The sequence below is a fragment of the Tardiphaga sp. 709 genome, assembly GCF_032401055.1.
Classification (GTDB): Bacteria; Pseudomonadota; Alphaproteobacteria; order Rhizobiales; family Xanthobacteraceae; genus Tardiphaga.
On sequence record NZ_CP135529.1, the window covers coordinates 2,260,073 to 2,283,249 of the forward strand.

The following is a 23,177-nucleotide window of genomic DNA, read 5'->3' on the forward strand; positions in this document are numbered from 1 at the left end:
CGCCATCCTCATCGACAAACGAGAAATTCACTTGAATTGATGAATTCAGCTCACCTGTCCGTCAGGGCGCCTTGGCGCGCGCTGGAGGCGGCGCGATCTGACAGGCGGGGGTCCCTTCCAGAGCTTCGAGATTTATGTTGATGCCGAGTTCTCGCGTCAGCCAGCCGATGAAGGTCACCATCGATGGCGCATATCGCCGTGACCGCGGGAAGACCAACCAGTGCCCGGTGTAGAAGACGTCTTCGCTCACGCCTTCAAGGGGCCGCACAAGGCGGCCGGATGCAATCTCACGCTCGGCCAGCAGGGTGGATTCGAGAGCAACCCCGATCTCATCCGCCGCAGCACTCAGCGACATGAAACTGCGATCAAAGCGCGGTCCGTTCGGAAGTGGCGCGACAAGCCCGTTTGCGGCGAACCAGGCCGGCCAACGCACGTTCTTGTTGTCACTTTCAATCAATATCTGCTGCAGCAGATCACCGGGTGAGCGGATCGCTGCCGCGAGTGAGGGAGCGCAGAGTGGTGTGACGACCTCCGTTCCAAGCGGCAACACGATCAAGCCTTGTTTCAAGGATCCATAGTCGCCGGTCGGCGGGACGCCGTAGACAATGTCTGCATCGAACTCATCGGCAAGAAACTTCGTATAGTCCGTGCCGGTAGCGAGCCGCAGCTCGAGACCCGGACAGTCCGACAGAAGCCTGCGTAATCTAGGAACCAGCCATTGAGCGGCAAAGCTCGGTGCGCAATGCAGCTTCAACAATTGGGGCTTTCTCGCTGCCACGCTACCCAGGCCGAGATGCAACTCGCCAAAGCCGCGCTCGACATGCCGCATCAACGTCTCGCCCTCCGGCGTCAAACGGATGCCGCGGCCTTCGCGCTCAAAAAGCACTGTTCCTAAGTCCCGTTCGAGGCCGCGGATGGCATGACTGACGGCACTCGGCGTCAGTCCCAGATCGTCGGCCGCCAAGCGAAACGATCCGGTACGGGTCACGGCCTCAAAAGCACGCAGAGCGGTCAAGTGGAGATTGCGAAGCATGGCACAAGAATGGCCGTTGAGACACGCTAACACAAGCTCTCGCACGACTTACTCGTCTGTCCGTCGTCAGCCAATTTGAGACTGATCGGACATTTCGCAAAGCGAAGCTCTGGCTCATCAGGGTTAAAGTTTCAAGTGGCCTGCAGTCGATGCTGCAAGCGGCGGTTGGTTGGCGACGGTGACGCGTTTGATGCGCTAACGCTCTGCGAGCATTGCCCTGCCGTAGTAAGCGTCGGCCGGAGTGAGGCGTCGAGGCTGATAGTACGCGTGGTAACCAGCAGACTGTAGACAGCGGGAACGACGAATAGCGTGAACAATGCACCGATCGACAGACCGAAAACGATCACCGGTCTCCTATTGATGCGAGAGGCCGCGCCAGCCCCGGAGGCTACCGAAATTCTAGATTTCCATCTCTCTTACCGGCTTCGTTTTGCGACCATTGCCAGCTGTAGTCGCCCTAATGCGTGCCTCAACTGAGATTTCGATGTATTTATATCGTTGCGGGCTTTAAATTTCTCCGCGCAGACCCTTTTTATTGAATTGATATCGCTTCGTTCGAACCGGACCTACCTATGCCGATTGCCAACGGGCTCTATTCGATACGTATCTCGATGGACGGCGAGGATCGTCGCCGAGCCTCTGGCATCATCAACTTGCAGGATGGAGCACTTATCGGAGGCGACAGCTTCTTTTATTACACAGGGACTTTCGAGGCTAAGAACGGTAGATGGCGCGGCGAATTGATGACGCGTCAACACACCGATGCGCCCGGCAAGAACCTCTTGTTTGGTGGACGGGAAGTCAGCTGCGGCTTCTCCGGGTCTTATGCCGACAAAACTGCAAAGGTTGAGGGCACAGCCCTCGTCGGCAAGGTCAGCGTGGCTTTCAGAGCTGAGTTGCAGTTGCTTCTGCCGATGCGGGGCTAAGAGATATTCGTTATCCCGGCCATTCTCGTAAAATGCAGAGTCCCGATGTTGAAAAGGACCAGAATCACTCAATTTGTTAGAATATCTGGATCATCTGCGGAGAACGATTTCTGTCGTGTGGTTGAAACACGCGCGGGTCGCACATAGACTGTGTGAATAGATTGCGCTGATGTTGCATGACGATCGGCGCTCCACTACGCCGAACTTCAGGCGGTCAGCTTTCCTAAGTGTGCAAATGCCCAGTGTCGCAGTATTTCTTCCCTTCATCGCCATCGCCTTGTTGCTAGCGGTCACGCCGGGCCCAGGCATTTTCTATATCGCAGCACGAACGCTGGACGGCGGTCTCGAAGAAGGGCTGTCTTCGAGCGCGGGCCTTGGTCTGGGCGGCCTTGTTCATGTCATCGGCGGCGCCGTCGGCATTTCCGCACTAGTCATGGCGAGCGCGGAGGCATTTACCGTTCTGAAGATCGCCGGCGCGTTTTACCTTATCTGGCTTGGGGTGAAATCGTGGCGAAGCGCGCGAAATGTCGGTCCGACCGTGGTGCGGAAAACAGGCGCAGGGCAAGCATTCCGGGAAGGTATTTTGGTCGAGGCGCTCAACCCAAAAACTGCTGCGTTCTTTCTCGCCTTCATTCCGCAATTTGTGGACCCGTCGAAGCCCGTAGCGATACAATTCATTCTCCTCGGGTTGATTGCGGTTGCGCTGAACACCGGAGTCGATCTGGGCGTGGCGTATTGGGCAGCCAAAGTTAGGTCGGGATTCACCGCGCGACCGACACTGCTCGTTAGGATGCGGCAAGCGTCAGGGGCGATCATGTGCGGATTAGGCGCGACGCTTTTGTTTGCGCGCCGCGCCGCCTGAGTTTTTTACGACGACGTGACGAATTCTGACGGCGCAACGTCATTGCCGCGGATCTGGCCAAGCAGTCCGTGTATATCGCCGAGCACCCACAGGTCGCGCACCTTTCCCGCTTCAAATTTGAACACCGGTGCGCCGAGCCAACCGACATGTCGGTTCGTCGCCGGGAGACCAAACATCGGCTCGCGTTGAATGCCGTGGAAGCGGACCTTGGCGGTAACGAGACTACCCTCCTCGACCATCAGCAGGATGTCCGTTGTATAATTCTGCAGGGAGCCGGTCACCCAGGCCACATAATCGGAAAATTGTTTGTGGCCCACCAGCACGGGTCCAAGAGAGCCGCGGAATGTGAAATCCTCATGGAATATCTGAGGGATCAGATCGACGTTCGCGTGATCCCACATATCCTTGTAAAATGCCCGGATGGTCTCTTTTTGCGGGCTGAGTACGACATCCTCGAATGTCATCGGGGCTTCCGTCGCGGGAACCAGATTGATCATCGGTTGAACTCCTGATTGCTGTCTTTGGTTCAGCGGTACATCGCAAGGTGAAGGTGTCGCCCTCACTCGTCTGCGACGGCAAAGGACATCGTTTAATCTGACAGGTGAGCATGCTGCTCGGCACGTAGCTCTAGTCGACTTCGTGTCGCTTCAGAATGGCCCCCAATCGTTTCGCGAAGACGTCAAGATCTTTTATGGAGAAGCCACCAAAACCGAGCATCAGGCCGGAACGACGCTTCTTCGATGCATATAGCGGCGAGACCGCCCGTACGACGATGCCCGCGGAACGCGCTTCACCTGCCACTTTCACATCATCGACTTTCTTTGGCAGCCAGACGACGAGATGCATTCCTTGATCACTCGGCTGTAGGACTGCCCATTCTGGAAACTCGCGTGAGATCGCCTCGATCAGAAATGTGCGTCGTTCAGCATACGCACTGCGAATTCTACGGATATGAGCTTCGAGATGTCCTTCGTCCATGAAAGCCGCGAGCACATGCTGATCTGCCGCCGGTGAATGGCGATCGACGATTGCCCGGGCGCCTGCGAAGGCGGCGACCAGTGGTTCCGGAACGATCGCGTAGCCAATCCGCATGGAGGAGAAGAGAACCTTGCTCATCGTACCGAGATAGACGACGCGTGTGGGATCAAGCCCCTGCAGCGATGGAAACGGGTGGCCGGAATAGCGCAGTTCGCTGTCGTAATCGTCCTCGATGATCCAGCCGTCGGAATCCTGTGCCCATCGAAGGAGAGCAAGGCGGCGCGACATGCTCATGGGCATCCCGATCGGATACTGATGCGATGGCGTAACGAACGCGGCCCTTGCGTCCGGACATGCATTCACCGCCCAATCGACATCAATCCCGTTTAGGTCCACCGGGACATGATGAGTTGTGACATCTAGAGCCTGAAGAACGGCTGTAATGCCCGGATAGGCCGGATCCTCGACCCAGACGGCGTCGCCGCGCCCCACCAGAACCGTTGCCGCCAGGAATAGTCCCTGCTGCGTCCCGGCGGTGATGATTACCTGCTCCGGAGTGCAACGGACTGCTCTGACCTTCCGGACGTGATCCGAAATCGCCTTGCGCAGTTCCGGAAGGCCACGCGGATCGACATAACCGCTCGGCGCCGCCGCGCGCGTTGCTCGAACTCTGTTACCAAGCCTTCGCCATGTCGCATCGGGCGCGGCTGCATCCGCTGGATGCGCGATCGCGAAAGGCAGACCGGGCTGCGGCTGCAGCAGTTGCTCGGCGGCGGCGAATTTCCTGGCATTGAACGGCATTTTGCCGCTCGTTCTCGGCTTGATCTGCAGCGGGCCGGACGAGGCCGGGACATCTACGCGCTTCAAATCTCGCACCACAGCGGTCCCGGCCCTCGGCAATGCCTCGAGATAGCCTTCGGCCTTGAGCTGCTCGAACGCCTCGACGATCGTTCCCCGCGCAAGACCCAGCGAAATGGCGAGCGTCCGCGTTGACGGCAATCGCTCGCCCGGTTTCAGGTCGCCAATCGTGATGGCATCGCGAAGGCCTTGGGCCAATTGATGTCCCACCCGACCGGATGTCCGGTCCAGAGTTTTCAGCGAAGGAAGAGCAAAGCTACTCTTGAGACGCGGCATATTGGTCCATTACGATATCGACAAGATCGACATCACAGTAGACCAGAAAGCCGCTCAGACCTAACGGATGGAGACATGGTCCCCATGTCAGGAGATAAAGGCCGTGACCTCGATCTCAACTTTTGCCGCGCGATCAACCAGGCCCGATACATAGAGGAGCGTAGACGGAGGGAAATTCCGCCCGAGTGTCGCTTTCCACGCCGCTCCGATGCCTGCCCCCGCTTCCGCGTATTCCTCTCGATCGGTCAGATACCACGTCAGCCGAACGATATGCTCCGCGCCTCCCCCAGCTTCTTTCAAAAGTCGGATGATCTTTTGAAGCGCGACGTCAGCCTGTCTGGCCAAATCAGCCGGGAATGTGCCGTCCTCATCGCCAGTCTGGCCAGCGAGAACGATCCACCGTCCAGGTCCTTCGACGACGACGCCATGCGAAAATCCCTTGGGCTTCGCCCACTCCTGCGGCTGAATGACATTCATAACACTCGTTCCCGTTTCTTGGTTTAGTTGACCCGAGAGTACGAAGCGCGCCGTTCGTGTCACAGGGCCAGAATACGCCACGAAAGTTGGGAGGCGTCAGACCACCCTCTGGCGATCTGGACCATATCGGTTTCCTAATTCTGGCTCTGTTTATTAGTCCAGACCCGCACCATGATCGGGATCGGCATCGATCGGACTGACCAATGGTGGACCTCGACCAATCGTCATTGCCGTACAAAACGTGGCTCTGCGTGCTGTGCGGCCTCATCTACAGCGAAGAAGACGGATGGCCAGCCGACGGGATCGCTCCTGGAACGCGGTGGTCTGACGTTCCGGACGATTGGGTCTGCCCGGACTGCGGCGCAGGCAAGAGCGATTTCGAGATGGTCGAGCTTTGATCATCATTACCGGCGAACGTTCGCCCTTCGGAGACGACCATGTACGTACCCCCGCATTTCGATGAGCAGCGGAAAGATGTGCTCCACGACCTGATAGACAAGAACGCCCTCGGCATCCTCATCACCAATGGCCGCAGCGGTCTCGATGCGAACCACATCCCGTTTCATCTTGCTCGAAACGAAGGCTCGCTGGGCGTTTTGCATTCACATGTCGCCCGGGCAAACCCGGTGTGGCAGGACATTGCCGACGGAGACGAAGTACTCGTCGTTTTCCGAGCGGCTGATGCCTACATCTCGCCAAATTGGTATCCGAGCAAACACGAATTTCATAAGCAGGTGCCGACCTGGAACTACATGGTCGCTCACGCATACGCGCGCGCGACCATCCGGGATGACGAACGCTATCTGCGTAGCGTAGTCGCGCGGTTGACACGCACCCATGAAGCCGGTGAACCGACGCCGTGGAAGATGACCGACAGTTCGAAGGAATTCATCGACATGATGATGAAGGCGATCGTGGGTATCGAATTCGAGATCACGCGGTTGGTCGGAAAGTCGAAGCTGAGCCAAAACCGCGAACAACGCGACATCGAGACAGCCGGTCAAACGCTGAGCGAACGGGGTGAATGCGTCGTTTCCGATGCGATGAAGATCATCGCAGCCGCCAAGACTCCTGCCTGAGGTCAACTTGTTTAATTAAGGAACAGTTTTATTCGCAATTACGACGAGTGCCGACGCCGCCTCGGCGGTCATCTGCGTGAGTTTGTGGGGTATAGTTGAATCGAACTGCACGCAGTCGCCGGGGCTTAAGACTTCTTTTCGCTTGCCAATGACGAGTTCGATCTTGCCCGTGAGAACGAACAGGATTTCCTCTCCTTCATGGTGGCTCATGATGCGGCCGTGTTTCGCGGTTTTCGTCGGCCGGACGATGAAAGCGCGCATCGTGCGCTCATCGGACAGTCCGGCGACGAGCGAGAGATAGTTATCCGTGACCCCGGCTTTGCCGTTCCTGGCGCGCACGATGGTCACCGGGTCATTGTCGTCGGGCTGTCCATAGAACTGGTCTAGGGTCGTCCCGAGTGCCTCGGCGATCTTGATCGCTGAACCGATCGACGGCGATGACAAGCCACGCTCCAGTTTCGAAAGGTAGCTACGAGTCAAACCGGTGTCCGTCGCCAATTGCTCCAGCGTCATTCCGCTCTGGACGCGAAGAAATTTGAGATTCAATGTCATCTGACCGGTTTGCCTGTTGAACTTGCCTGCATCCTCTCGCACCAAACCTTCAACAATTCAAATGCCGGTTACACACCGATCCGGCATCGCCCGGTCAGAGATCCAACACGAGCCTCGGGCCCGCGCAGTCTCCGACGCAGACGATGAGCTCGCTTTGCCGTTCGGTCGGTGAAAGCACACGGTCCCGATGGATTGGCGGCCCCTCTGTCCAGCGCACGCGGCAAGCGCCGCAGATGCCACCACCGCATGACACCGGGACATCGATCCCCATCGATTCCAGCGTTCCCAAAAGGCCCATGTCTGGGGTGACGACCGCCTGCATCCTGCTAGCCGAGAGGTAAAGTTCGTAGGGAGGCACGTCGCTTTTGGCGACGAGCTTCGGGGGCGTGAACATTTCGATATGCTTGCGGTTCTCCGGCCAGGTTGCGACCGCTTGCTCGAAAGCCTGAAGCATGGGATCCGGTCCGCAGCAGGCAGCCAAGCCAGAGCCGCCGAACTCCCCAACGATCTCGGCGATTATGGGCTTCGATTGTTCAGTCGTATCGTAAAGTCGGACGCGGCCAGCCTTGATCGCGGGTGCGATCATATCCGGAAGAACCGGTTGACCTCGACTGGTCCAATGTAACACGTAATTCGTTTGGCCGCGGCGATCGAGATGACGAATCGCGGAAATGAACGGCGTTACACCGATGCCGCCCGCCACGAACACGTTTGTCCCTTCCGGATCGAGCGCAAGGCCCCCGCGCGGCAGCGAGACGGATATCGGTTGCCCGACCTGCACGCGATCATGCAGAAATGCGGATCCGCCGCGCCCTTCGCGCTCGCGCTTCACGGCGATCACGTAGCGGCGATCGTCGTCCGGCTCGTTGCAAAGCGAGTACGTTCGGACAAGTCCCGGCTCCAGATGAACGTCGATATGGGCGCCGGGCCTGAATGGCGGTAACTCCCAATCGTCCTGATCGACCAGCGTGAAGCGCTTGGTGTCGTTGCCAAGATCCTCCACCTTCGAAACGACGGTAGATACCGTTTTGATCGCCTTCGCCATTATATCGGCCTTACGGTATCGCCGACGCGAAGCGTACCGCCAACGATGATTTTGCAGTTTAGACCGGAACGGTTGATCATCGGATCGAACACCGGTTTGCCGAGAATTTCTTCGATGTGCCGACATGGCGTCGAAAGGCGGGTCGCTTCGACGATCGTCTCACCGAGCCGAAAGCGTCGGCCGACCAGATGATTGAGCGGAATGCCTTCGACGGTGACGTTGCGACGATGCTCCTCAGGGAGCATGTCGATCCCATGGTCTCGCTTGAGAGCCTCAAGGGTCTCCATCTCGAACAGGGTAATCTGGCGACCTTCCTCCGGCTTGTGAGAGTAGAACCCCGTCTCCTGCCCGATCAGGTATCGATCCCCATCGATCCCGCGGCTTGCGATGAGCTCGATCTCGGGGAATGTGCGCATGGGCAGGAACGCCCGTGGTGTCTTGTGCAGAAAGCGTACGACACCCTGCCAGGATGTAACGACCGGTTTCTTTTCGATTGCTTGGGCGTCCATCGTTCTTCCCTACTCTTGGATCGAAATCTGTTGTTCTTCGTCAGCGTGTTGCGACGAGCGATTTATCGAGGGTCTGGCGCACATCGGAGCGCACCTCGACGACCACGGGTCCGCGGACTGACATCGCCTCGCCCACAATGCCAGGAGCGCTCTCCGCATCTTCAATCACAAATCCCGAGGCGCCGAAGGAACGCGCCAGGGCCGCGAAGTCGGGATTGGAGAGATCGGTGCCATATGGACGGTTGGGAAACGTGCGCTCCTGATGCGAACGGATCGTTCCGTACGAGCAATTGTTCGACACGACGATCATGAGGTTCGCCCGTCGATCGACGGCCGTCGCCAATTCGTTACCGGTCATCAGAAAGCCGCCGTCGCCACAGAACGCAATTACTTGGCGATCTGGGTAGCGAAGGCTCGCGGCAAGTCCGGCTGGGACGCCGCTTCCCATCGCTCCGCAGGCCGACCCCAACAGCCGCGAAGCGGGCGCGAGGCTGAAGATGCGATGAACCCATCCCGCAAAGTTTCCGGAATCAGTCGTGACGATGCCATCCGCTTTGAAATGCGAGGCTATGGCGGCGACTGCGTGTCCGAGGACGTCCTCCGACGGAACGCCGATCCGCGGCCAGCCGTGTGTTGCCGCCCGCACCGCCGCCGTCTCTTGTAACCACTGCTTCCGGTCTGGTGAAGCTGCCGGTGCCGCGAGCATGGCCGAAACGAATGCGTGCGATCCGGAGACGACTGCGACATCGGTCCGGAATCGCTTACCGATAGCATCAGTATCCGGATAGACATGGATCAAAGGCTGACGCGGCTCGGACTGCCGCGGAAACGCGAAGCCGAGCGAAGATAGATCGCCGAGGCGCGTCCCGATTGCGACGATCAGGTCAGCGCGCTCAAGAAGCTTCGCATGTGACGGCGACGTGAAGAAGCCGAATTGGCCAGCCCAAAGACGATGATCGTTTGGGAACTGGTCCTGCATCTTGTTCAGGGTGACGACTGGAACGTCCCATTTTTCTGAGAAGGTGATCAGGTCTTCCCTGAAAGAAGCCGTCCGGCATTCGCCGCCGACCAATACGATCGGCTTCTCAGACGCGGCCAACAGCCCAGCGGCGCGTTTGATGGCGTCAATGCCTGGTTCTGGGAGCGCAAGCTCATTGGTTCTGGCAACAAGGCCTTCAGCCGTTTCAGCGAGGAGATCCTCAGGCAGTTCGACCGCGACGGGACCGGGTGTCCCTGCAAGCGCCGCCGCGAATGCGCGAGCCATCATTTCCGGAACGAGGTCTGCCGAATTCAGGCGTACCGACCATTTCAGCAGCCCTGCGAAGGAGCGGCCGCAATCGACCTCCTGCACGGCGTCCCTGTCAAGATTGGGGCGGTCTACCTGACCGACCAGCATGATAAGGGGGATCGCCTCCTGAGCTGCCACATGGAGACCGAGCGCGGCGTTGAAAGCACCGGGGCCGCGGCTCGCCATCACGACGCCCGCACGCCCCGTAAGCTTGGCGTCGGCAACTGCGGCAAGACCTGCACTGCCTTCGTGGCGGCAGGTCACCAGATCGATATCGTTCCGGTCATGAAGCGCGTCAAGGAGCGGCAAGAAGCTTTCCCCCGGTACGCAGAACGCGCGATCCACGCCATGCGCAGCCAGGCTATCGGCGATCAGTTCCGCCACACGGTACGTCATACGACGCTCCCGTCCTGCTTGATGATCTGCGGTGCACCAGGGGCGTGGATCGGCGAGTCCGTAACTTCCTGCAGCGCCTCGATCGAGAGGCCCTCAAGCAACGCCCGAACCGCGAGACCATTTTCTACGATGTCGATGATCGCCAGATTGGTGAAGATGCGGGTCACGACGTTGCGCGCCGTGAGCGGATACACGCAACGTTCGACGATGCGGGGCTGCCCCTCTTTCGTCGTGTGGTCCATCATCACCCAGATGGATTTGGCTCCGACCGCGAGATCGATTGCTCCTCCGATGCCGGGCGGTGATCCATTATCCCCAGTCGACCAGTTCGCCAGATCGCCGTCCTTCGAGACCTGGAACGCTCCAAGGACAGCGACATCGAGATGGCCGCCGCGCATCATTGCGAATGACAGACTCGAGTCGAAATAAGAGCCGCCTGTGCGGAGCGAGATCGGCATCTTCCCGGCATTGATGAGATCCCAGTCTTCCTGACCCACAGCAGGCTTCGGACCAACATTGAGAATGCCGTTCTCGCTGTGGAGGATCACGCCGGATTCGGCCGGCAGGAAATCCGCCACATGCGTGGGAGCGCCGATGCCGAGATTAACGAATCCCTCTGAGGGGAGATGCAATGCGACCATACGTGCGAGCGCGTCGCGCGAAAGCGGGGTCATCGGGGGCTCCTTGCGAAAACGCGATCCACGAAAATGCACGGCGTGACGATGGCTTCAGGATCGAGTTCGCCGGGTTCGACAACGCGGTCCACCTCGACGGCAACCGTCCGTCCGGCGGTCGCCATGACCGCGCAATGATTGCGGGCGGTCTTGTTGTAGGTGACGTTCCCGAGCGTGTCGGCGAGGTGGCCCTTCACGAAGGAGTAATCCGCGCGCAGTGGTAGTTCGAGAATGAACTCGCGGTCGCCGACGACGATCTTTTGCTTACCGTCCGCAAACACCGTGCCGACGCCGACCGGAGACAGGAAGCCTCCGAGCCCAGCCCCCCTGCCCGAATGCGCTCGACCAACGTTCCCTGCGGAACGAGTTCAAGTTCGACCGTACCGGCACGATATTGTTCGGCAAATTGCTTGGCAGCACGCGGATACGAACAGACGATCTTCCGGACGATCTTGGCCTCGAACCAAAGCGACAGGTCGTCTTCCGTTGAACCTGCGTTGTTTGAGATTAGGGTGAGGTCGCGGACACCCGTGTCTAGCACCGCCCTCACCACTCCAAGCGGAAGACCCGCTCCACCGAAGCCGCCCATCATGATGGCATTACCGTCTTGGATGCCCTCCACGGCCGCTCCGGCGTCCTTGACCACTACGTTTCGCATCGTTCCGCCCGTTTTGATTTTTAAGAGATTGATTTTGGATACGCCGACGACAGTCCTCGCCCCACGCGGTCGAGCAGCATCTCACTGGTGCCGTCCGCATAAGCGGCCATCCGGACCTCGGCGAGATGCATGTTCAGACGATGGGCCGCACTTGCTCCTGTCGCGCCGACGATCCGCACGCACTGGTCGATTCCCCAGATCGCGGTATCGACAGCGAACTTCTTCGCCTGCGCGGCCAGACCGACGGGATTTTCGCCGATCTGAATCTGCTCGGCGGCCCGGAATACAAGCGCGTTGGCGGCCTCTAGGCGGATCGACACCTCCGCAAGCTCCCAGCGAAGGCCTTGATGCCCTGTCAACGGTTTGCCGAACGCTTTACGATTTTCGCAGTAGTCCACCGCTTCACATAGAGCAGCGTAGAGCGTAGCTACGCTCATAGCGGCCACATGCACGCGCGCACCGTTCACCGCCGTCATGGACGCCTTCAACGCCGCCCCCGGTGGAGCGATCAAGCACCAATCAGGGACGAAGTGCTTGTCGAACGCAACTTCTGCAAGACGGAACGAGCGTCCTCCCGGAACCAGTACCTCCGTACGCTTGACACTCTCGCTGGCTCCGAACGGCACGTAGAAGCTCGCGATATTTTCAGCGCCCGCGGCATCGCCAACGCGGGCAAGGACGATCAGTCCGCCGACGAGCAGGCCATTCGTCATCCATGCCTTGGTCCCACTCAGCGTCCATCCGCCATCGACGGGGGTGGCCGTCGTCGTCAACGCAGAGACATCGCTGCCGCCTGCAGGTTCGGTCATCGCGGTGGTCAGGAGAAGTTCGCCCCGCAGTGCTGGAGCCAACAGTTGTTCGATCTGGACCGTTGTGCCGGCCTGGGAAAGGCGCGTCGCCCCGCCTTGGTGGTGGTTAAGGCAGAATGCCGCTGCGAAGCCGTGGTGCGCCATCTCCTGCGCGACCCGGATTTTGCATAGATAGGACGCTCCCAGCCCGCCATGGGCGCGCTTGGCCTGGAGTCCGAGCATTCCGATCGCCGCCCAGTCGGCGATCCATCTTTCCGGAAAGGCTTCACCCGCCATGTGTGCGGCAAGCAGGCTTTCGGAGAACGAACCGGTACAGAACTCTCGCGCCTTCGCTACATACCCAAGCTCTTCCGCGGAGAGGAGACTGTCATACTGATGATAGGCGTTCATCACTGAATTCCCTTCGAACCCTATTTCTGAAGAGGTGCTCCGACGTCCTTAGCCCACTTATTCCAGAACGCTTCTTCGCGTCCGACGTCGGCGGTGAAGCTTTCCGCCGTCGACCCCTGAATCGGCGTGGCGCCGAGCGTGACCAAGTGGGCGAGAAATTCTGGATCGCTTGCTCCCTTGTCGAGAGCCGCGCCAATCTTCCCCACGACTTCCGAAGGCATGTTCGCTGGGCCAGCGACACCAAACCATGGTGAGACGTCCAGCGGCTTGCCTCCGGCCTGCTCGACAGTCGGAAGATCGGGGAACGCCGGCGACCGCTCGTTCGCCGTCACCGCGATCGCCTTGAGCGAACCGGCCTTGACGTGCTCTGCGATGGTTGCCTCCGTGAAGAAGCCCGCCTCGACCACGCCCGATATGGTGTCTGTGATCGGTTGGTTGCCGCCCGAATAGTTGATGAACGACATCTTCGTATCGTAGGTCATGTCGAAAAGCGTTCCGCCGATATGCGACGTGGCACCGAACGTTCCGCCGAAGTTCACCTGCCCAGGGTGTGCTTTGAGATATGCGAGAAACTCGGCAAAATTTGAAACCGGAAGCTTTGGATTCACCACTAGTAAATTTCGCTGTTTCGCGACTTTGCGGATGTAGGTGAAGCCTTTCTGCTGATCGTAGCGCACACTTTGATAAAGCGCGGCAGCGCGGGTGTTCGAGGACTCGACCGCAACAAGCAGAGTGTAACCATCTGGCGCAGCGCGGGAGACGTTGGAAGCGGCGATCATACCTCCCGCACCCCCGTTGTTCTCTACGATAACATTCGTCGCCAATTCCTTTGAAAGGAGACGCCCGATGACGCGCCCCATGATGTCCGTGGGGCCGCCCGGCGGAAACCCGACGATCAGCTTGATCGTCTTCGACGGATAGGCGTCGGCAGCACTCGCTGGAGCGGACAAAAGGCCGAGGCAGAACACGGCCGCTAGTTGGGTCGATTTTCTGAACACCTGCATTATGAAACACCTTTCTCGAAGGACGCCCGACCTTCGGACTGAGGACACTTTGTGTCAAGAACGAAACAACGATGACGCAACGCAAAACCGCACATTGTCTCGCCATCTGATGCTGAAATGCTACGCAAACTGCATTGCGTCGCAGCAAATACCTTTATTCCAGCGAAATCAGGAGGAGCTCTTCGCGTCCGCCAATTTGCCATTCCAACTGCAATGTTCTAGACGATCGGTCTAATGGTGAGGCGATGACGAAGAGCGACGACAATCCGGGGACAACAATAGGTGCGGACCGGCGCGCGGCTGGCTACGTGCCGACAAAGGACGTTCTGCTTCGTTGCGGGATGGAAGTGCTGACAGAACAGGGGTTCGCAGCCACGGGTCTGGATGCGCTGCTACGCCGCGCGACCGTGCCGAAAGGCTCATTCTACCATTACTTCGACAGCAAGGCCGATTTCGGCCGAGAGGTCATGAAGACCTATGATGCCTTCTTCCATCGCAAACTTGATCGCGCTTTGGGCGATGAGCGACTGGCGCCGTCTGAGCGCATGCGTGCGTTCGTCGAGGATGCCAAACGAGGTATGGCCAAGTACGGCTATGCCCGCGGATGCCTCGTCGGAAACCTCAGTCAGGAAGTCGAAGCGTTGCCAGACGATTATCGGTCGCTGCTGAACGAAATCGTCCTTGGATGGCAGCGCAAAGTGGCGCGGTGTCTCGAGCTTGCGCGCGATGCCCGCGAGATTAGCCATGACGCCGACTGCGATGTCTTGGCTGAATTTTTTGGATCGGCTGGGAAGGCGCAGTGATGCGGGCGCGCCTCGTTAAGAACGGTACTCCGCTCGACACTTTCATTGCCGGATTTGTCGCCGGCCTGCCCCGTCCGGATCGGACAAAGGCTGGGACGAAGAAGAAACCATGAAAAGGAGCGTCAATTGTTCAAAGCTGTGCTGATCGAAAAGGACGAACAAGGATACCGCGCCGACGTTGTCGAACTTCCAGAAAGCCGTCTTCCCGAAGGAGACGTACTGGTCGATGTCGAGTTCAGCACGTTGAACTACAAGGACGGTCTGGCGATCACCGGTAAGGGTCCGATCCTCAGGTCTTTCCCCATGGTTCCCGGCATTGATTTCGCTGGCACGGTGTCGTCGAGCTCAGACCCGGCCTACTCTCCCGGCGACCGCGTGGTCCTCAACGGTTGGGGTGTCGGCGAACAACACTGGGGTGGACTGGCACAACGTGCGAAGGTCAAGGGCGATTGGCTGATCAAGTTGCCGACATCAGTGTCGGCCCGCCGCGCCATGATCATCGGTACGGCGGGTTACACGGCCATGCTGTCTGTCATGGCGCTCGAAAAATACGGCATTCGTCCCGGAAGCGGCGATGTTCTGGTGACCGGCGCTGGGGGCGGCGTCGGAGGCATCGCGATCATGCTACTTCACAAGCTCGGTTTCCGGATTGTGGCTTCGACCGGGCGGCCAGAAGAAGAGTCATACCTCAAGAGCCTTGGCGCCGCCGAAGTCGTGGATCGCGCGCAATTCTCTCAACCCGGCAAGCCGCTGCAAAAGGAGCGATGGATCGCAGCCATTGACTCTGTCGGCAGCCATACGCTCGCCAACGTGTGCGCCGGAATCAAGTCTGACGGCGCGGTGGCCGCGTGCGGTATGGCGCAAGGCCTGGATTTCCCGGCGAGCGTCGCCCCGTTCATTTTACGCGGTGTTGCGCTGTTCGGAATTAACAGCGTGACCCGCTCGAAGGCGGAGCGTATCAAAGCTTGGGATCGCCTCGCCTCGCTACTGACAGATGCAGATCTCGAACCGACGACAATGGAAATCGGACTTAACGAAGTCAAAGACACGGCAGAACGCCTTATGACCGGCCAAATCCGCGGACGCGCAGTCGTTAACGTCAATCGGTGAAAGACTTGGGTATAGGCGCAGCACTGTTGCGTGCACCCGAGACTCTATAGCTCCCTTTCGATGAACACCGGGGACCGCTTTTGGGACTGCGCGAGAAATAAATCTCATCAACGTGGTGCCCGGGCCGTAGATATAGCAATGTGTGATGACCCACGTGGATTGCCCATTGACCCCACAAGTAGCTTTGAGGGTCGAACGGCATCGACCACGTCTTCGTAAGAAGACATCAACCCATTGTCGCTCGTCGATGCACAAGAGTCCTATCGCTGAAGCGACACTGGATGTCGATTTCGTAGCTGCTGTGCTCGTACTTGACGCCTCGCGGCGACACTCTGATTTGATGAAGTTATCCAATCGCTCCGACGAGTGCTGCCGTGACCCGATCCACGGTTTGTGAAGCGTCAATCGTTTTGAGCAGGCCCCGGGCAGCATAATAATCGGTGAGTGGCTTTGTCTGGTCGGTATAGGCGGTTAGGCGCACGCTGAGTGCTCCCTCGTTGTCGTCCGCTCGCACGACCGCACCACTTTCGCGGGCCTGCATGGCACGCCCGAGGATTCGGTTCAGCAAATACTGCTCGTCGACCTTGAGCTCAAGCACCCAATCCAGTTCTTGGTTTTCAAGGACTTCGTCAAGGCTCTCGGCCTGAGCAACAGTCCGGGGAAATCCGTCCAAGATGAAGCCTCGCGCTGCATCTGACCGTCCTATACGTTCGGCAATGAGCCCGACCACCAGCTGGTCCGGCACCAGCTCGCCACGTTGCATAATCTCGGCTGCCTGTTGCCCGATCGCCGTGCCTTCCGAGACTGCCGCGCGGAGCATATCGCCGGTCGACAGTTGCGGGATGGTAAGAAGCTGCGACAGCTTGGATGCCTGCGTTCCCTTCCCGGCTCCGGGCGGACCTAGAAGCACGAGTCTCATCTCACTTCTCCTTTAAAGCGGATTTCGTCAACGGCGGAGGCCCATCTTGCCTCGATCAACTTGCGTACCTCATCGGCATATCCGCTTTCTGCACAGCGATGACGGCGATGAAGGACGACGACGTCATTTGGAGGCGCATGATCTATCGCGTTCGTGTCAATGTTCATAACCCGCTCGCGCTATCGCTTGTTCTGCCGATGCTCGACGAGGTCGGTGACCACGGCGGGATCGGCCAGTGTCGATGTATCACCCAGAGATGACGGTTCATCCTCCGCGATCTTGCGCAGGATGCGGCGCATGATCTTGCCGGAGCGGGTCTTCGGCAGGCCCGGCGCGAACTGGATCAGATCGGGCGAGGCGATCGGGCCGATGTCCTTGCGGACCCAGGCCACCAGCTCCTTGCGCAGCTCTTCCGTCGGCTCGACGCCGTTCATCAGCGTGACATAAGCGTAGATGCCCTGGCCCTTGATGTCGTGGGGATAGCCAACCACAGCGGCTTCCGACACTTTCTCATGCGCAACCAGCGAGGACTCCACTTCGGCGGTGCCCATGCGGTGGCCGGAGACGTTGATGACGTCATCGACGCGGCCGGTGATCCAGTAATAGCCGTCGGCATCCCGTCGGCAGCCGTCGCCGGTGAAGTACTTGTTCTTGTAGGTCGAGAAATAGGTCTGCTCGAAGCGGGCGTGATCGCCATAGACCGTACGCATCTGGCCCGGCCACGACCTGGCGATACAGAGATTGCCCGAGGTCTCGCCGTCCAGCACCTTGCCGTCGGCATCGACGATCTCGGGCACGACGCCAAAGAACGGCCGCGTCGCCGAGCCGGGCTTGAGCTTGGTGGCGCCAGGCAGTGGCGTGATGAGAATGCCGCCCGTCTCGGTCTGCCACCAGGTATCGACGATCGGCGCACGCGCCTCGCCGACGACGTGATAGTACCACTCCCAGGCTTCCGGATTGATCGGCTCGCCGACCGAACCCAGCAGGCGCAGGCTCTTGCGCGAGGTTTTCTTCACCGGCTCGTCGCCGGCCTGCATCAGCGCGCGGATCGCCGTTGGCGCGGTGTAGAAGATGTTGACCTGATGCTTGTCGATCACTTCCCAGAAGCGCGACATGCTGGGATAGTTCGGCACGCCTTCGAACATCAGCGTGGTCGCGCCATTGGCCAGCGGCCCATAGAGAATGTAGCTGTGACCGGTCACCCAGCCGACGTCGGCGGTGCACCAGTAGATGTCACCCTCGTGATAGTCGAAGACATATTGATGCGTCATCGACGCGAACAGCAGATAACCGCCAGTGGTGTGCAGCACGCCCTTGGGCTGGCCGGTGGAACCCGACGTGTAGAGGATGAACAGCGGATCTTCCGCGTTCATCGGCTCGCACGGGCATTCGGTGGTTACGACTTCGGCGGCCTCGCGGTACCAGAAGTCACGCACCGGATCCATGTTCACCGGCGTGCCGGTGTGCTTGACGACCACAACCCAATCGACGCCGCCAGCCTTGGCGACGGCAGCATCGACATTGTTCTTCAGCGGCACTTTCTTGCCGCCGCGCAGGCCTTCATCGGCGGTGATGATGATCTTCGACTGGCAGTCGGTGATGCGCTGCGCCAGCGAGTCCGGCGAGAAGCCGGCGAAGACCACCGAATGGACCGCGCCGATGCGCGCGCAAGCGAGCATCGCGTAGGCGGCTTCCGGAATCATCGGCAGATAGATGGTGACGCGGTCGCCCTTGCCGACATTGCGGTTGCGCAACACGTTGGCCATCTTGCACACTTCGTCGTGCAGCTCCTGATAGCTGATGTGCTTCGACTGCGACGGGTCGTCGCCTTCCCAGATGATCGCGGTCTGATTGGCCCGGTCAGGCAGATGGCGGTCGATGCAGTTATAGGCGGCGTTCAATACGCCATCCTCGAACCACTTGATCGAGATCTTGCCTGGGGCAAAGGACGTGTTTTCGATCTTGGTGGGGGCGTGGGTCCAGTGGAGGCGCTTGGCCTGCTCGGCCCAGAAGCCGTTGGAATCGCTAATCGAGCGCGCATACATCTCGTTGTATTTCGCGTCATCGACGAATGCGCGCGTCGTCCACTCAGCCGGTACGTCGTAAATCTTGTCGCAGACAGTCTCTTCTTGATTGTGGCTATTCATTGTTTCCCTTAATCAAGTTTCTTTTTGAACCAGAGTAGCCACAAGGATCGACTCGATAGCTGCCAGTAGCAACTCGCTGAATTACAAGTGTTACAAAACGCGCAAACGTCCTGGCCAAAGAGAGTGCCTTAAAACGAATCTTGGAACCCAAGAATACGATGGATCTTGGTGCCGCAAGCATCCGATTTCGTCTCAAAGGGTCGCGAGCTGCCATCGCAGACACGCCTTGTTGCTATAGCAGGTGGTGGCGTGGAGAATTCTCCACGCCACCATTGCGACAATGGTAGATCAGGTACTTAAATCTCGGCCGCGGGTTTCTGGTAGGAACAGGGCTCCAATAATGGCCGTCAGCCCGGCAATCACCACCGTGTACCAAAGTCCACCGAGAATATTGCCCGTGGCAATGACGACTGCCGTTGCGACAAACGGCGCGAAGCCTCCGATCCAGCCGTTGCCGAGCTGCAGGGCGACAGAGACACCACTGTATCGGATATGGACAGGAAACAGTTCAACCAACAGAGCTCCGAGCGGCCCATAAACCATCGTCGCTAAGAACACTAAGGCGAAGAGCACGGCGATGACCATAGGAGCGTTAGGCTCCGCCGGAGCCTTCGCTGACGGCAGGCCGCTTTCGTTCAGCGTTTTGAGAAGCTTGGCTTCATCGAAAGCCATAGCTGGCTGATCGCCGATTTGAACAGATAGGGACGCTGAATCGGCTTTTACAGCGTAAGGAACGGCGCGGGAAGTCAGGAGTGCTTTCACCCGAGTGCACTCCTTCGTGGCTAGGGGACTAAAGAGCTGACCGAACAAGGATTGATCCTCGCTACAATCGTTTGCGTGAATCACTACCAAGGTCCTAGCTCGGAACTCCGCAAGCGCCGGATTGCCGTAAGTTGCCAACCCCTGGAAGAGAGGCATGATCAGGACGGCGGATAATGCGCACCCGGTGACCACTATCCACTTTCGTCCGATCTTGTCGGATAGCCAGCCAAAGAACAGAAAGAACGGAGTTCCGAGAGCGAGCCCAGCCAGCAAGTACGTATTGGCCTGCTCATGACTCATCTTCAGTGTCGTGGTCATGAAATAGAGGCTGTAGAAATGCCCGGTGTACCAGATCACCGCCTGGCCAGCTACGACGCCGAAGATGGCAACAAGCACCAGGCGCAGATTGCGAGGATCACCAAACGTATCGCCGATCGGATTTTTCGAACCTTTACCCTCAGCCTTCATTTGCTGGAACACAGGCGACTCGTGAAGTTTGAGACGTATGTACAAAGAAAGAACCAGAAGGCCGATTGATCCGACGAATGGGATACGCCAACCCCAGCTCGCAAAACTCTCTACCGACATCGAATAGCGACATAAAAGAATTACCGCCAGCGAGAGGAACAAGCCTAGCGTAGCGGTGATCTGAATCCAGCTTGTCGTAAAGCCTCTCTTGTCGGAATCAGAGTGCTCAGCAACATATGTTACGGCGCCCCCGAATTCTCCGCCAACGGCAAGCCCTTGCAGCAGACGCAAGCCAACCAAAATTGCCGGAGCCCACCAGCCTAAAGTCTCGAACGTGGGCAGCAAGCCGACGGCCGCAGTGGCGAGTCCCATTACCAGCATGGTCACGAGAAATGTTTTCTTGCGACCGACGAGATCGCCGAGCCGTCCGAAGACGACCGCCCCAAACGGGCGAAGCACAAAGCCTGCGCCGAAGGTCGCCAATGCGGCCAGCAACGCCGCCGTCTCATTGCCTTTCGGGAAAAACAGCGTACTGAAAAATGCAGCCAAAGAGCCGTAGATGAAGAAGTCATACCATTCGAAAACGGTGCCAAGTGCTGCCGCAAAGACGATACGTTTCTTATCCCGATCAAGGTGGTGGGAAGCAGATGTGGTCCCTGATGTGATTGCTTGAATGGACATTTTTTCCTCCCGCTTAAACGTTTTGTCGCGCGTGAGTACTCGCGCTCGTATGTTGCAGTTCAATTTCTTGCCGCGTTAGGAAAGCGCCTAACAAAAGATTGAACGCATCCGGCTGCTCAAGCATCGGGAAGTGGCCCGCGTTAGTTACGATTTCGAGCTGGCTATTGAGAATGCCCTCCGCCAAGGCCTGCGATTCGCTCGGCGGGGTGATGATGTCCTCGTCGCCGACGACGACCAGCGTTGGCACGCGGATCTCTTGTAACCTTGGGCGGCTGTCCGACGCATTGAGCGAAGCTATCGCTTCACGCGCAACGAATGCCGGCGTTTGTGCAACTTCGTTCTTGGCAAACTCGATGAGCCAAGAACCTGCAGCAGAGCCGAATGATCGTTCGATGACATTCTGACTCGCTACGGCTACACCCAAATCATCAATGGCTTTAAGCACGTTATTGACGTTAACGTCCGCACCTAACCCGTGCGGCGTGGCACCTACAAGCACGAGTGCTCGCACGAGTTCCGGGTACGTGAGCGTGAAACTTTGGGCTACAGTCCCTCCCATCGACAGCCCTACAAGAATGGACACATCAATTTCCAATGCTCGGTACACCCGGAGCACGTCTTCAACGAAGGCCTCGATCGTGTAGCTTCGGTCTCTGGGATGCCGCGAAGGGCCATGACCAGGCAAATTGATGCGCACTATTCGGTGCCGGGCCGAGAATGTTTCGACCTGTTCGCGCCAGAACTCGGCGGTCGTTGTGAAGCCGTGCACGAACACCAAGGGAATTCCTTCCCCCGACACCTGCACGATGGCATCTCCAATTTCGATAGTTCCATTACGTATCATTTCGCTCCTCCCAGGGCGGTTGTCTTATGCTGTGGGAGTTTCGCAAAGTCCGTGCCATGTCGGCCGCTCGGAGGCTGAGACATCGTACGGCGCTGTTATCGCGTCACTAATTGCCAATTCTCAAGAACGTCAGACGATTTGACGTTTGCTGATAGCAACGATATTGTCTCATTTTTGCCACCTCGTTGTCGCATATTTGTGACACTTCGACGTGTGAGGCTGGAATGGTCCTTTCACAGTGGATTGCCGGATCGTCTGAGGAAGCAGGCTTCTTGAGGCTTGTTCTCGATCACGTGTCGGACTGTCTCGTTGCAGTTGATACTTCCGGCACGGTCGTCTTGATCAACCAGCCCTATTGCAGGCTCCTAGGGGGGGCGGCGGAAGACTTCGTGGGGCGGCACATAACCGATGTGGTGGGACCACAAACCAAGCTTCATCTCGTGGCACGAGGGGAAGGGAGCCATGTTGGCTATCCCCTGAAGGTGCGCGGCCATCAACTGATCACAAGACAGGTTCCCGTCCTTCAGGACGGCCGCATCATTGGCGCGGTCGGCCTCGCGCTCTTCTCGGATCTCGGCACCCTGAAAAGAACTTTCCGACGGGCCACACAATCTGAGCTAGCGCTGCCTCAAGGTAACAAGCCGTGGCGTTCACGGTTCAGCATCAGCGACATCATTGGCCAAGGCGAGACTATGGATGCCTACCGAAATTCGCTTGAAGTCGTCGCCGGGCACGACCTTCCAGTTTTGATTTCTGGTGAAACTGGCTCCGGCAAGGAATTGGCTGCCCATGCCATCCACGCGCATTCGAGCCGATCCGAAGGTCCCTTCGTCTGGATCAATTGCGCGTCGATCCCGAGCGAACTAATAGAGGCGGAATTATTCGGCTATGAAGGTGGTGCATTCACCGGAGCGCGCAGTCGCGGAAAATTGGGAAAGTTCGAGCTGGCCTCCGGCGGCACGCTATTACTAGACGAAATAGGCGATATGCCACTGCATCTTCAGGGCAGTTTACTACGCGTTATTCAGACCAGCGAGATGGTGCGCGTCGGTGGCACGACGCCGGTTGCCGTCAATGCCCGCGTGGTTTGCGCAACCAATCAATCACTTCCCGAGCTCGCTCGCGTGGGTCGTTTCAGGCAGGACCTCTACTATCGCCTTGGCGTATTGCCGATCGACGTACCTCCCCTTCGCGATCGGGACGACATAGAATTTCTCGCTCGACAGTTGTTGAGGCGGATCGCGACTCGGTTGAGCGCCGCGCCGCCGCAATTGGACCGGAATGAGATCATCTCTCTTGTTGCACACCACTGGCCCGGGAATGTTCGAGAGCTGGAAAATGTGCTCACGCGCTTCATCGTTACCGGTCGCCTGATGATGGCCGCCGCACCTCCACGGCTTCAACAGGACGCGGACAGCGCGTCGCGACCGCTTAAGCAGCGCATCCAATCCCAAACGGCAACGGAAATCCGGGCCGCATTAGAGCAATCCGGCGGCAACAAGCGCCGCGCCGCCGAGCTGCTGGGTATCAGCCGCGGACATCTTTATCGCCTCATGCGAGAACAAAACCCGTAGCGATAGATCCCGGAGCTTGAGGCGGTCTTAGGCCCTCAGGCCGCCCTGGTCCTGC

General features: G+C 58.5%; 22 protein-coding genes and 2 pseudogenes. 7 read left to right on the plus strand and 17 right to left on the minus strand.

Annotated features, from left to right (window positions below; translation table 11 throughout):
* Window positions 1-61: 61 nt before the first annotated feature.
* Together RSO67_RS11250 and RSO67_RS30465 are read right to left on the minus strand one after the other, a co-directional pair.
* A complete protein-coding gene (locus RSO67_RS11250) occupies window positions 62-1,033 on the minus strand; it encodes a LysR substrate-binding domain-containing protein (protein WP_315843523.1) in 972 nt (323 codons plus the stop codon).
* A 131-nt stretch (window positions 1,034-1,164) separates the two neighbouring features.
* Window positions 1,165-1,422 (minus strand): annotated as a pseudogene (locus RSO67_RS30465) (hypothetical protein); the annotation flags it as partial.
* A gap of 183 nt (window positions 1,423-1,605) precedes the next feature.
* Between RSO67_RS30465 and RSO67_RS11255 the strand changes: the two are divergent.
* Together RSO67_RS11255 and RSO67_RS11260 are read left to right on the plus strand one after the other, a co-directional pair.
* Complete coding sequence (locus RSO67_RS11255) at window positions 1,606-1,959, plus strand: GrlR family regulatory protein (RefSeq protein WP_315843524.1); 354 nt, start codon at window positions 1,606-1,608, stop codon at window positions 1,957-1,959.
* Window positions 1,960-2,194: 235 nt separating this feature from the next.
* Window positions 2,195-2,821, plus strand: a complete 627-nt coding sequence (locus tag RSO67_RS11260) for a LysE family translocator (RefSeq protein WP_184520280.1) — start codon at window positions 2,195-2,197, stop codon at window positions 2,819-2,821.
* A 5-nt stretch (window positions 2,822-2,826) separates the two neighbouring features.
* Here RSO67_RS11260 and RSO67_RS11265 read toward each other — a convergent pair whose 3' ends face one another.
* The 3 genes from RSO67_RS11265 to RSO67_RS11275 form a co-directional block, all read right to left on the minus strand.
* A complete protein-coding gene (locus RSO67_RS11265) occupies window positions 2,827-3,285 on the minus strand; it encodes an ester cyclase (protein WP_184520278.1) in 459 nt (152 codons plus the stop codon).
* A 163-nt stretch (window positions 3,286-3,448) separates the two neighbouring features.
* Window positions 3,449-4,933, minus strand: a complete 1,485-nt coding sequence (locus tag RSO67_RS11270) for a PLP-dependent aminotransferase family protein (protein ID WP_410001835.1) — start codon at window positions 4,931-4,933, stop codon at window positions 3,449-3,451.
* An 87-nt stretch (window positions 4,934-5,020) separates the two neighbouring features.
* Window positions 5,021-5,410, minus strand: a complete 390-nt coding sequence (locus RSO67_RS11275; protein ID WP_315843526.1) for a RidA family protein — start codon at window positions 5,408-5,410, stop codon at window positions 5,021-5,023.
* A 203-nt stretch (window positions 5,411-5,613) separates the two neighbouring features.
* Here RSO67_RS11275 and RSO67_RS11280 point away from each other — a divergent pair, with 203 nt between their 5' ends.
* Both RSO67_RS11280 and RSO67_RS11285 read left to right on the plus strand, forming a co-directional pair.
* Window positions 5,614-5,808: a rubredoxin gene (locus RSO67_RS11280; RefSeq protein WP_410001836.1), complete on the plus strand. Its 195-nt coding sequence runs from the start codon at window positions 5,614-5,616 to the stop codon at window positions 5,806-5,808.
* A gap of 39 nt (window positions 5,809-5,847) precedes the next feature.
* Complete coding sequence (locus RSO67_RS11285; protein WP_315843527.1) at window positions 5,848-6,489, plus strand: FMN-binding negative transcriptional regulator; 642 nt, start codon at window positions 5,848-5,850, stop codon at window positions 6,487-6,489.
* A gap of 15 nt (window positions 6,490-6,504) precedes the next feature.
* Here the strand turns inward: RSO67_RS11285 and RSO67_RS11290 are convergent, their stop codons facing one another.
* The 8 genes and pseudogenes from RSO67_RS11290 to RSO67_RS11330 form a co-directional block, all read right to left on the minus strand.
* Window positions 6,505-7,041 (minus strand): XRE family transcriptional regulator, encoded by a 537-nt coding sequence (locus tag RSO67_RS11290; protein WP_315843528.1) that lies wholly within the window; start codon window positions 7,039-7,041, stop codon window positions 6,505-6,507.
* 94 nt (window positions 7,042-7,135) lie between these two features.
* Window positions 7,136-8,086: a PDR/VanB family oxidoreductase gene (locus RSO67_RS11295; protein WP_315843529.1), complete on the minus strand. Its 951-nt coding sequence runs from the start codon at window positions 8,084-8,086 to the stop codon at window positions 7,136-7,138.
* Entirely contained in the window at window positions 8,086-8,595 is a 510-nt protein-coding gene (locus tag RSO67_RS11300; RefSeq protein ID WP_315843530.1) for an MOSC domain-containing protein, read from the minus strand. The genes RSO67_RS11295 and RSO67_RS11300 overlap by 1 nt, the downstream gene beginning before the upstream one ends.
* Before the next feature lie 40 nt (window positions 8,596-8,635).
* A complete protein-coding gene (locus RSO67_RS11305) occupies window positions 8,636-10,279 on the minus strand; it encodes a thiamine pyrophosphate-dependent enzyme (protein ID WP_315843531.1) in 1,644 nt (547 codons plus the stop codon).
* On the minus strand, window positions 10,276-10,953 hold the full coding sequence (locus tag RSO67_RS11310) for a 3-oxoacid CoA-transferase subunit B (protein WP_315843532.1): 678 nt from the start codon (window positions 10,951-10,953) through the stop codon (window positions 10,276-10,278). The genes RSO67_RS11305 and RSO67_RS11310 overlap by 4 nt, the downstream gene beginning before the upstream one ends.
* A pseudogene (locus RSO67_RS11320) lies at window positions 10,950-11,611 on the minus strand (CoA transferase subunit A). Before RSO67_RS11320 ends, RSO67_RS11310 begins: the two are co-directional and overlap by 4 nt.
* A gap of 20 nt (window positions 11,612-11,631) precedes the next feature.
* Window positions 11,632-12,810 (minus strand): acyl-CoA dehydrogenase family protein, encoded by a 1,179-nt coding sequence (locus RSO67_RS11325; RefSeq protein ID WP_315843535.1) that lies wholly within the window; start codon window positions 12,808-12,810, stop codon window positions 11,632-11,634.
* A gap of 20 nt (window positions 12,811-12,830) precedes the next feature.
* Window positions 12,831-13,814, minus strand: a complete 984-nt coding sequence (locus tag RSO67_RS11330) for a tripartite tricarboxylate transporter substrate binding protein (protein ID WP_315843536.1) — start codon at window positions 13,812-13,814, stop codon at window positions 12,831-12,833.
* Between the two features lie 245 nt (window positions 13,815-14,059).
* Here RSO67_RS11330 and RSO67_RS11335 point away from each other — a divergent pair, with 245 nt between their 5' ends.
* Window positions 14,060-14,617 carry a TetR family transcriptional regulator C-terminal domain-containing protein gene (locus RSO67_RS11335; RefSeq protein WP_410001837.1) on the plus strand — a complete coding sequence of 186 codons (558 nt, stop codon included), beginning with the start codon at window positions 14,060-14,062 and terminating at the stop codon, window positions 14,615-14,617.
* 126 nt (window positions 14,618-14,743) lie between these two features.
* On the plus strand, window positions 14,744-15,727 hold the full coding sequence (locus RSO67_RS11340; protein ID WP_315843537.1) for an MDR family oxidoreductase: 984 nt from the start codon (window positions 14,744-14,746) through the stop codon (window positions 15,725-15,727).
* Window positions 15,728-16,073: 346 nt separating this feature from the next.
* On the opposite strand, the gene RSO67_RS11345 is transcribed toward RSO67_RS11340, so the two are convergent.
* From RSO67_RS11345 to RSO67_RS11360, 4 genes are all read right to left on the minus strand, one after another.
* Entirely contained in the window at window positions 16,074-16,646 is a 573-nt protein-coding gene (locus RSO67_RS11345) for an adenylate kinase (protein WP_315843538.1), read from the minus strand.
* Window positions 16,647-16,825: 179 nt separating this feature from the next.
* Complete coding sequence (acs, locus tag RSO67_RS11350; RefSeq protein WP_315843539.1) at window positions 16,826-18,793, minus strand: acetate--CoA ligase; 1,968 nt, start codon at window positions 18,791-18,793, stop codon at window positions 16,826-16,828.
* A 288-nt stretch (window positions 18,794-19,081) separates the two neighbouring features.
* Window positions 19,082-20,704: an MFS transporter gene (locus tag RSO67_RS11355; protein WP_315843540.1), complete on the minus strand. Its 1,623-nt coding sequence runs from the start codon at window positions 20,702-20,704 to the stop codon at window positions 19,082-19,084.
* A gap of 13 nt (window positions 20,705-20,717) precedes the next feature.
* Window positions 20,718-21,548, minus strand: a complete 831-nt coding sequence (locus RSO67_RS11360) for an alpha/beta fold hydrolase (protein ID WP_315843541.1) — start codon at window positions 21,546-21,548, stop codon at window positions 20,718-20,720.
* 224 nt (window positions 21,549-21,772) lie between these two features.
* On the opposite strand from RSO67_RS11360, the gene RSO67_RS11365 reads away from it, so the two are divergent.
* Window positions 21,773-23,122, plus strand: coding sequence for a sigma-54 interaction domain-containing protein (locus RSO67_RS11365; protein ID WP_315843542.1), 1,350 nt, complete (start codon window positions 21,773-21,775; stop codon window positions 23,120-23,122).
* Window positions 23,123-23,177 lie beyond the last annotated feature (55 nt).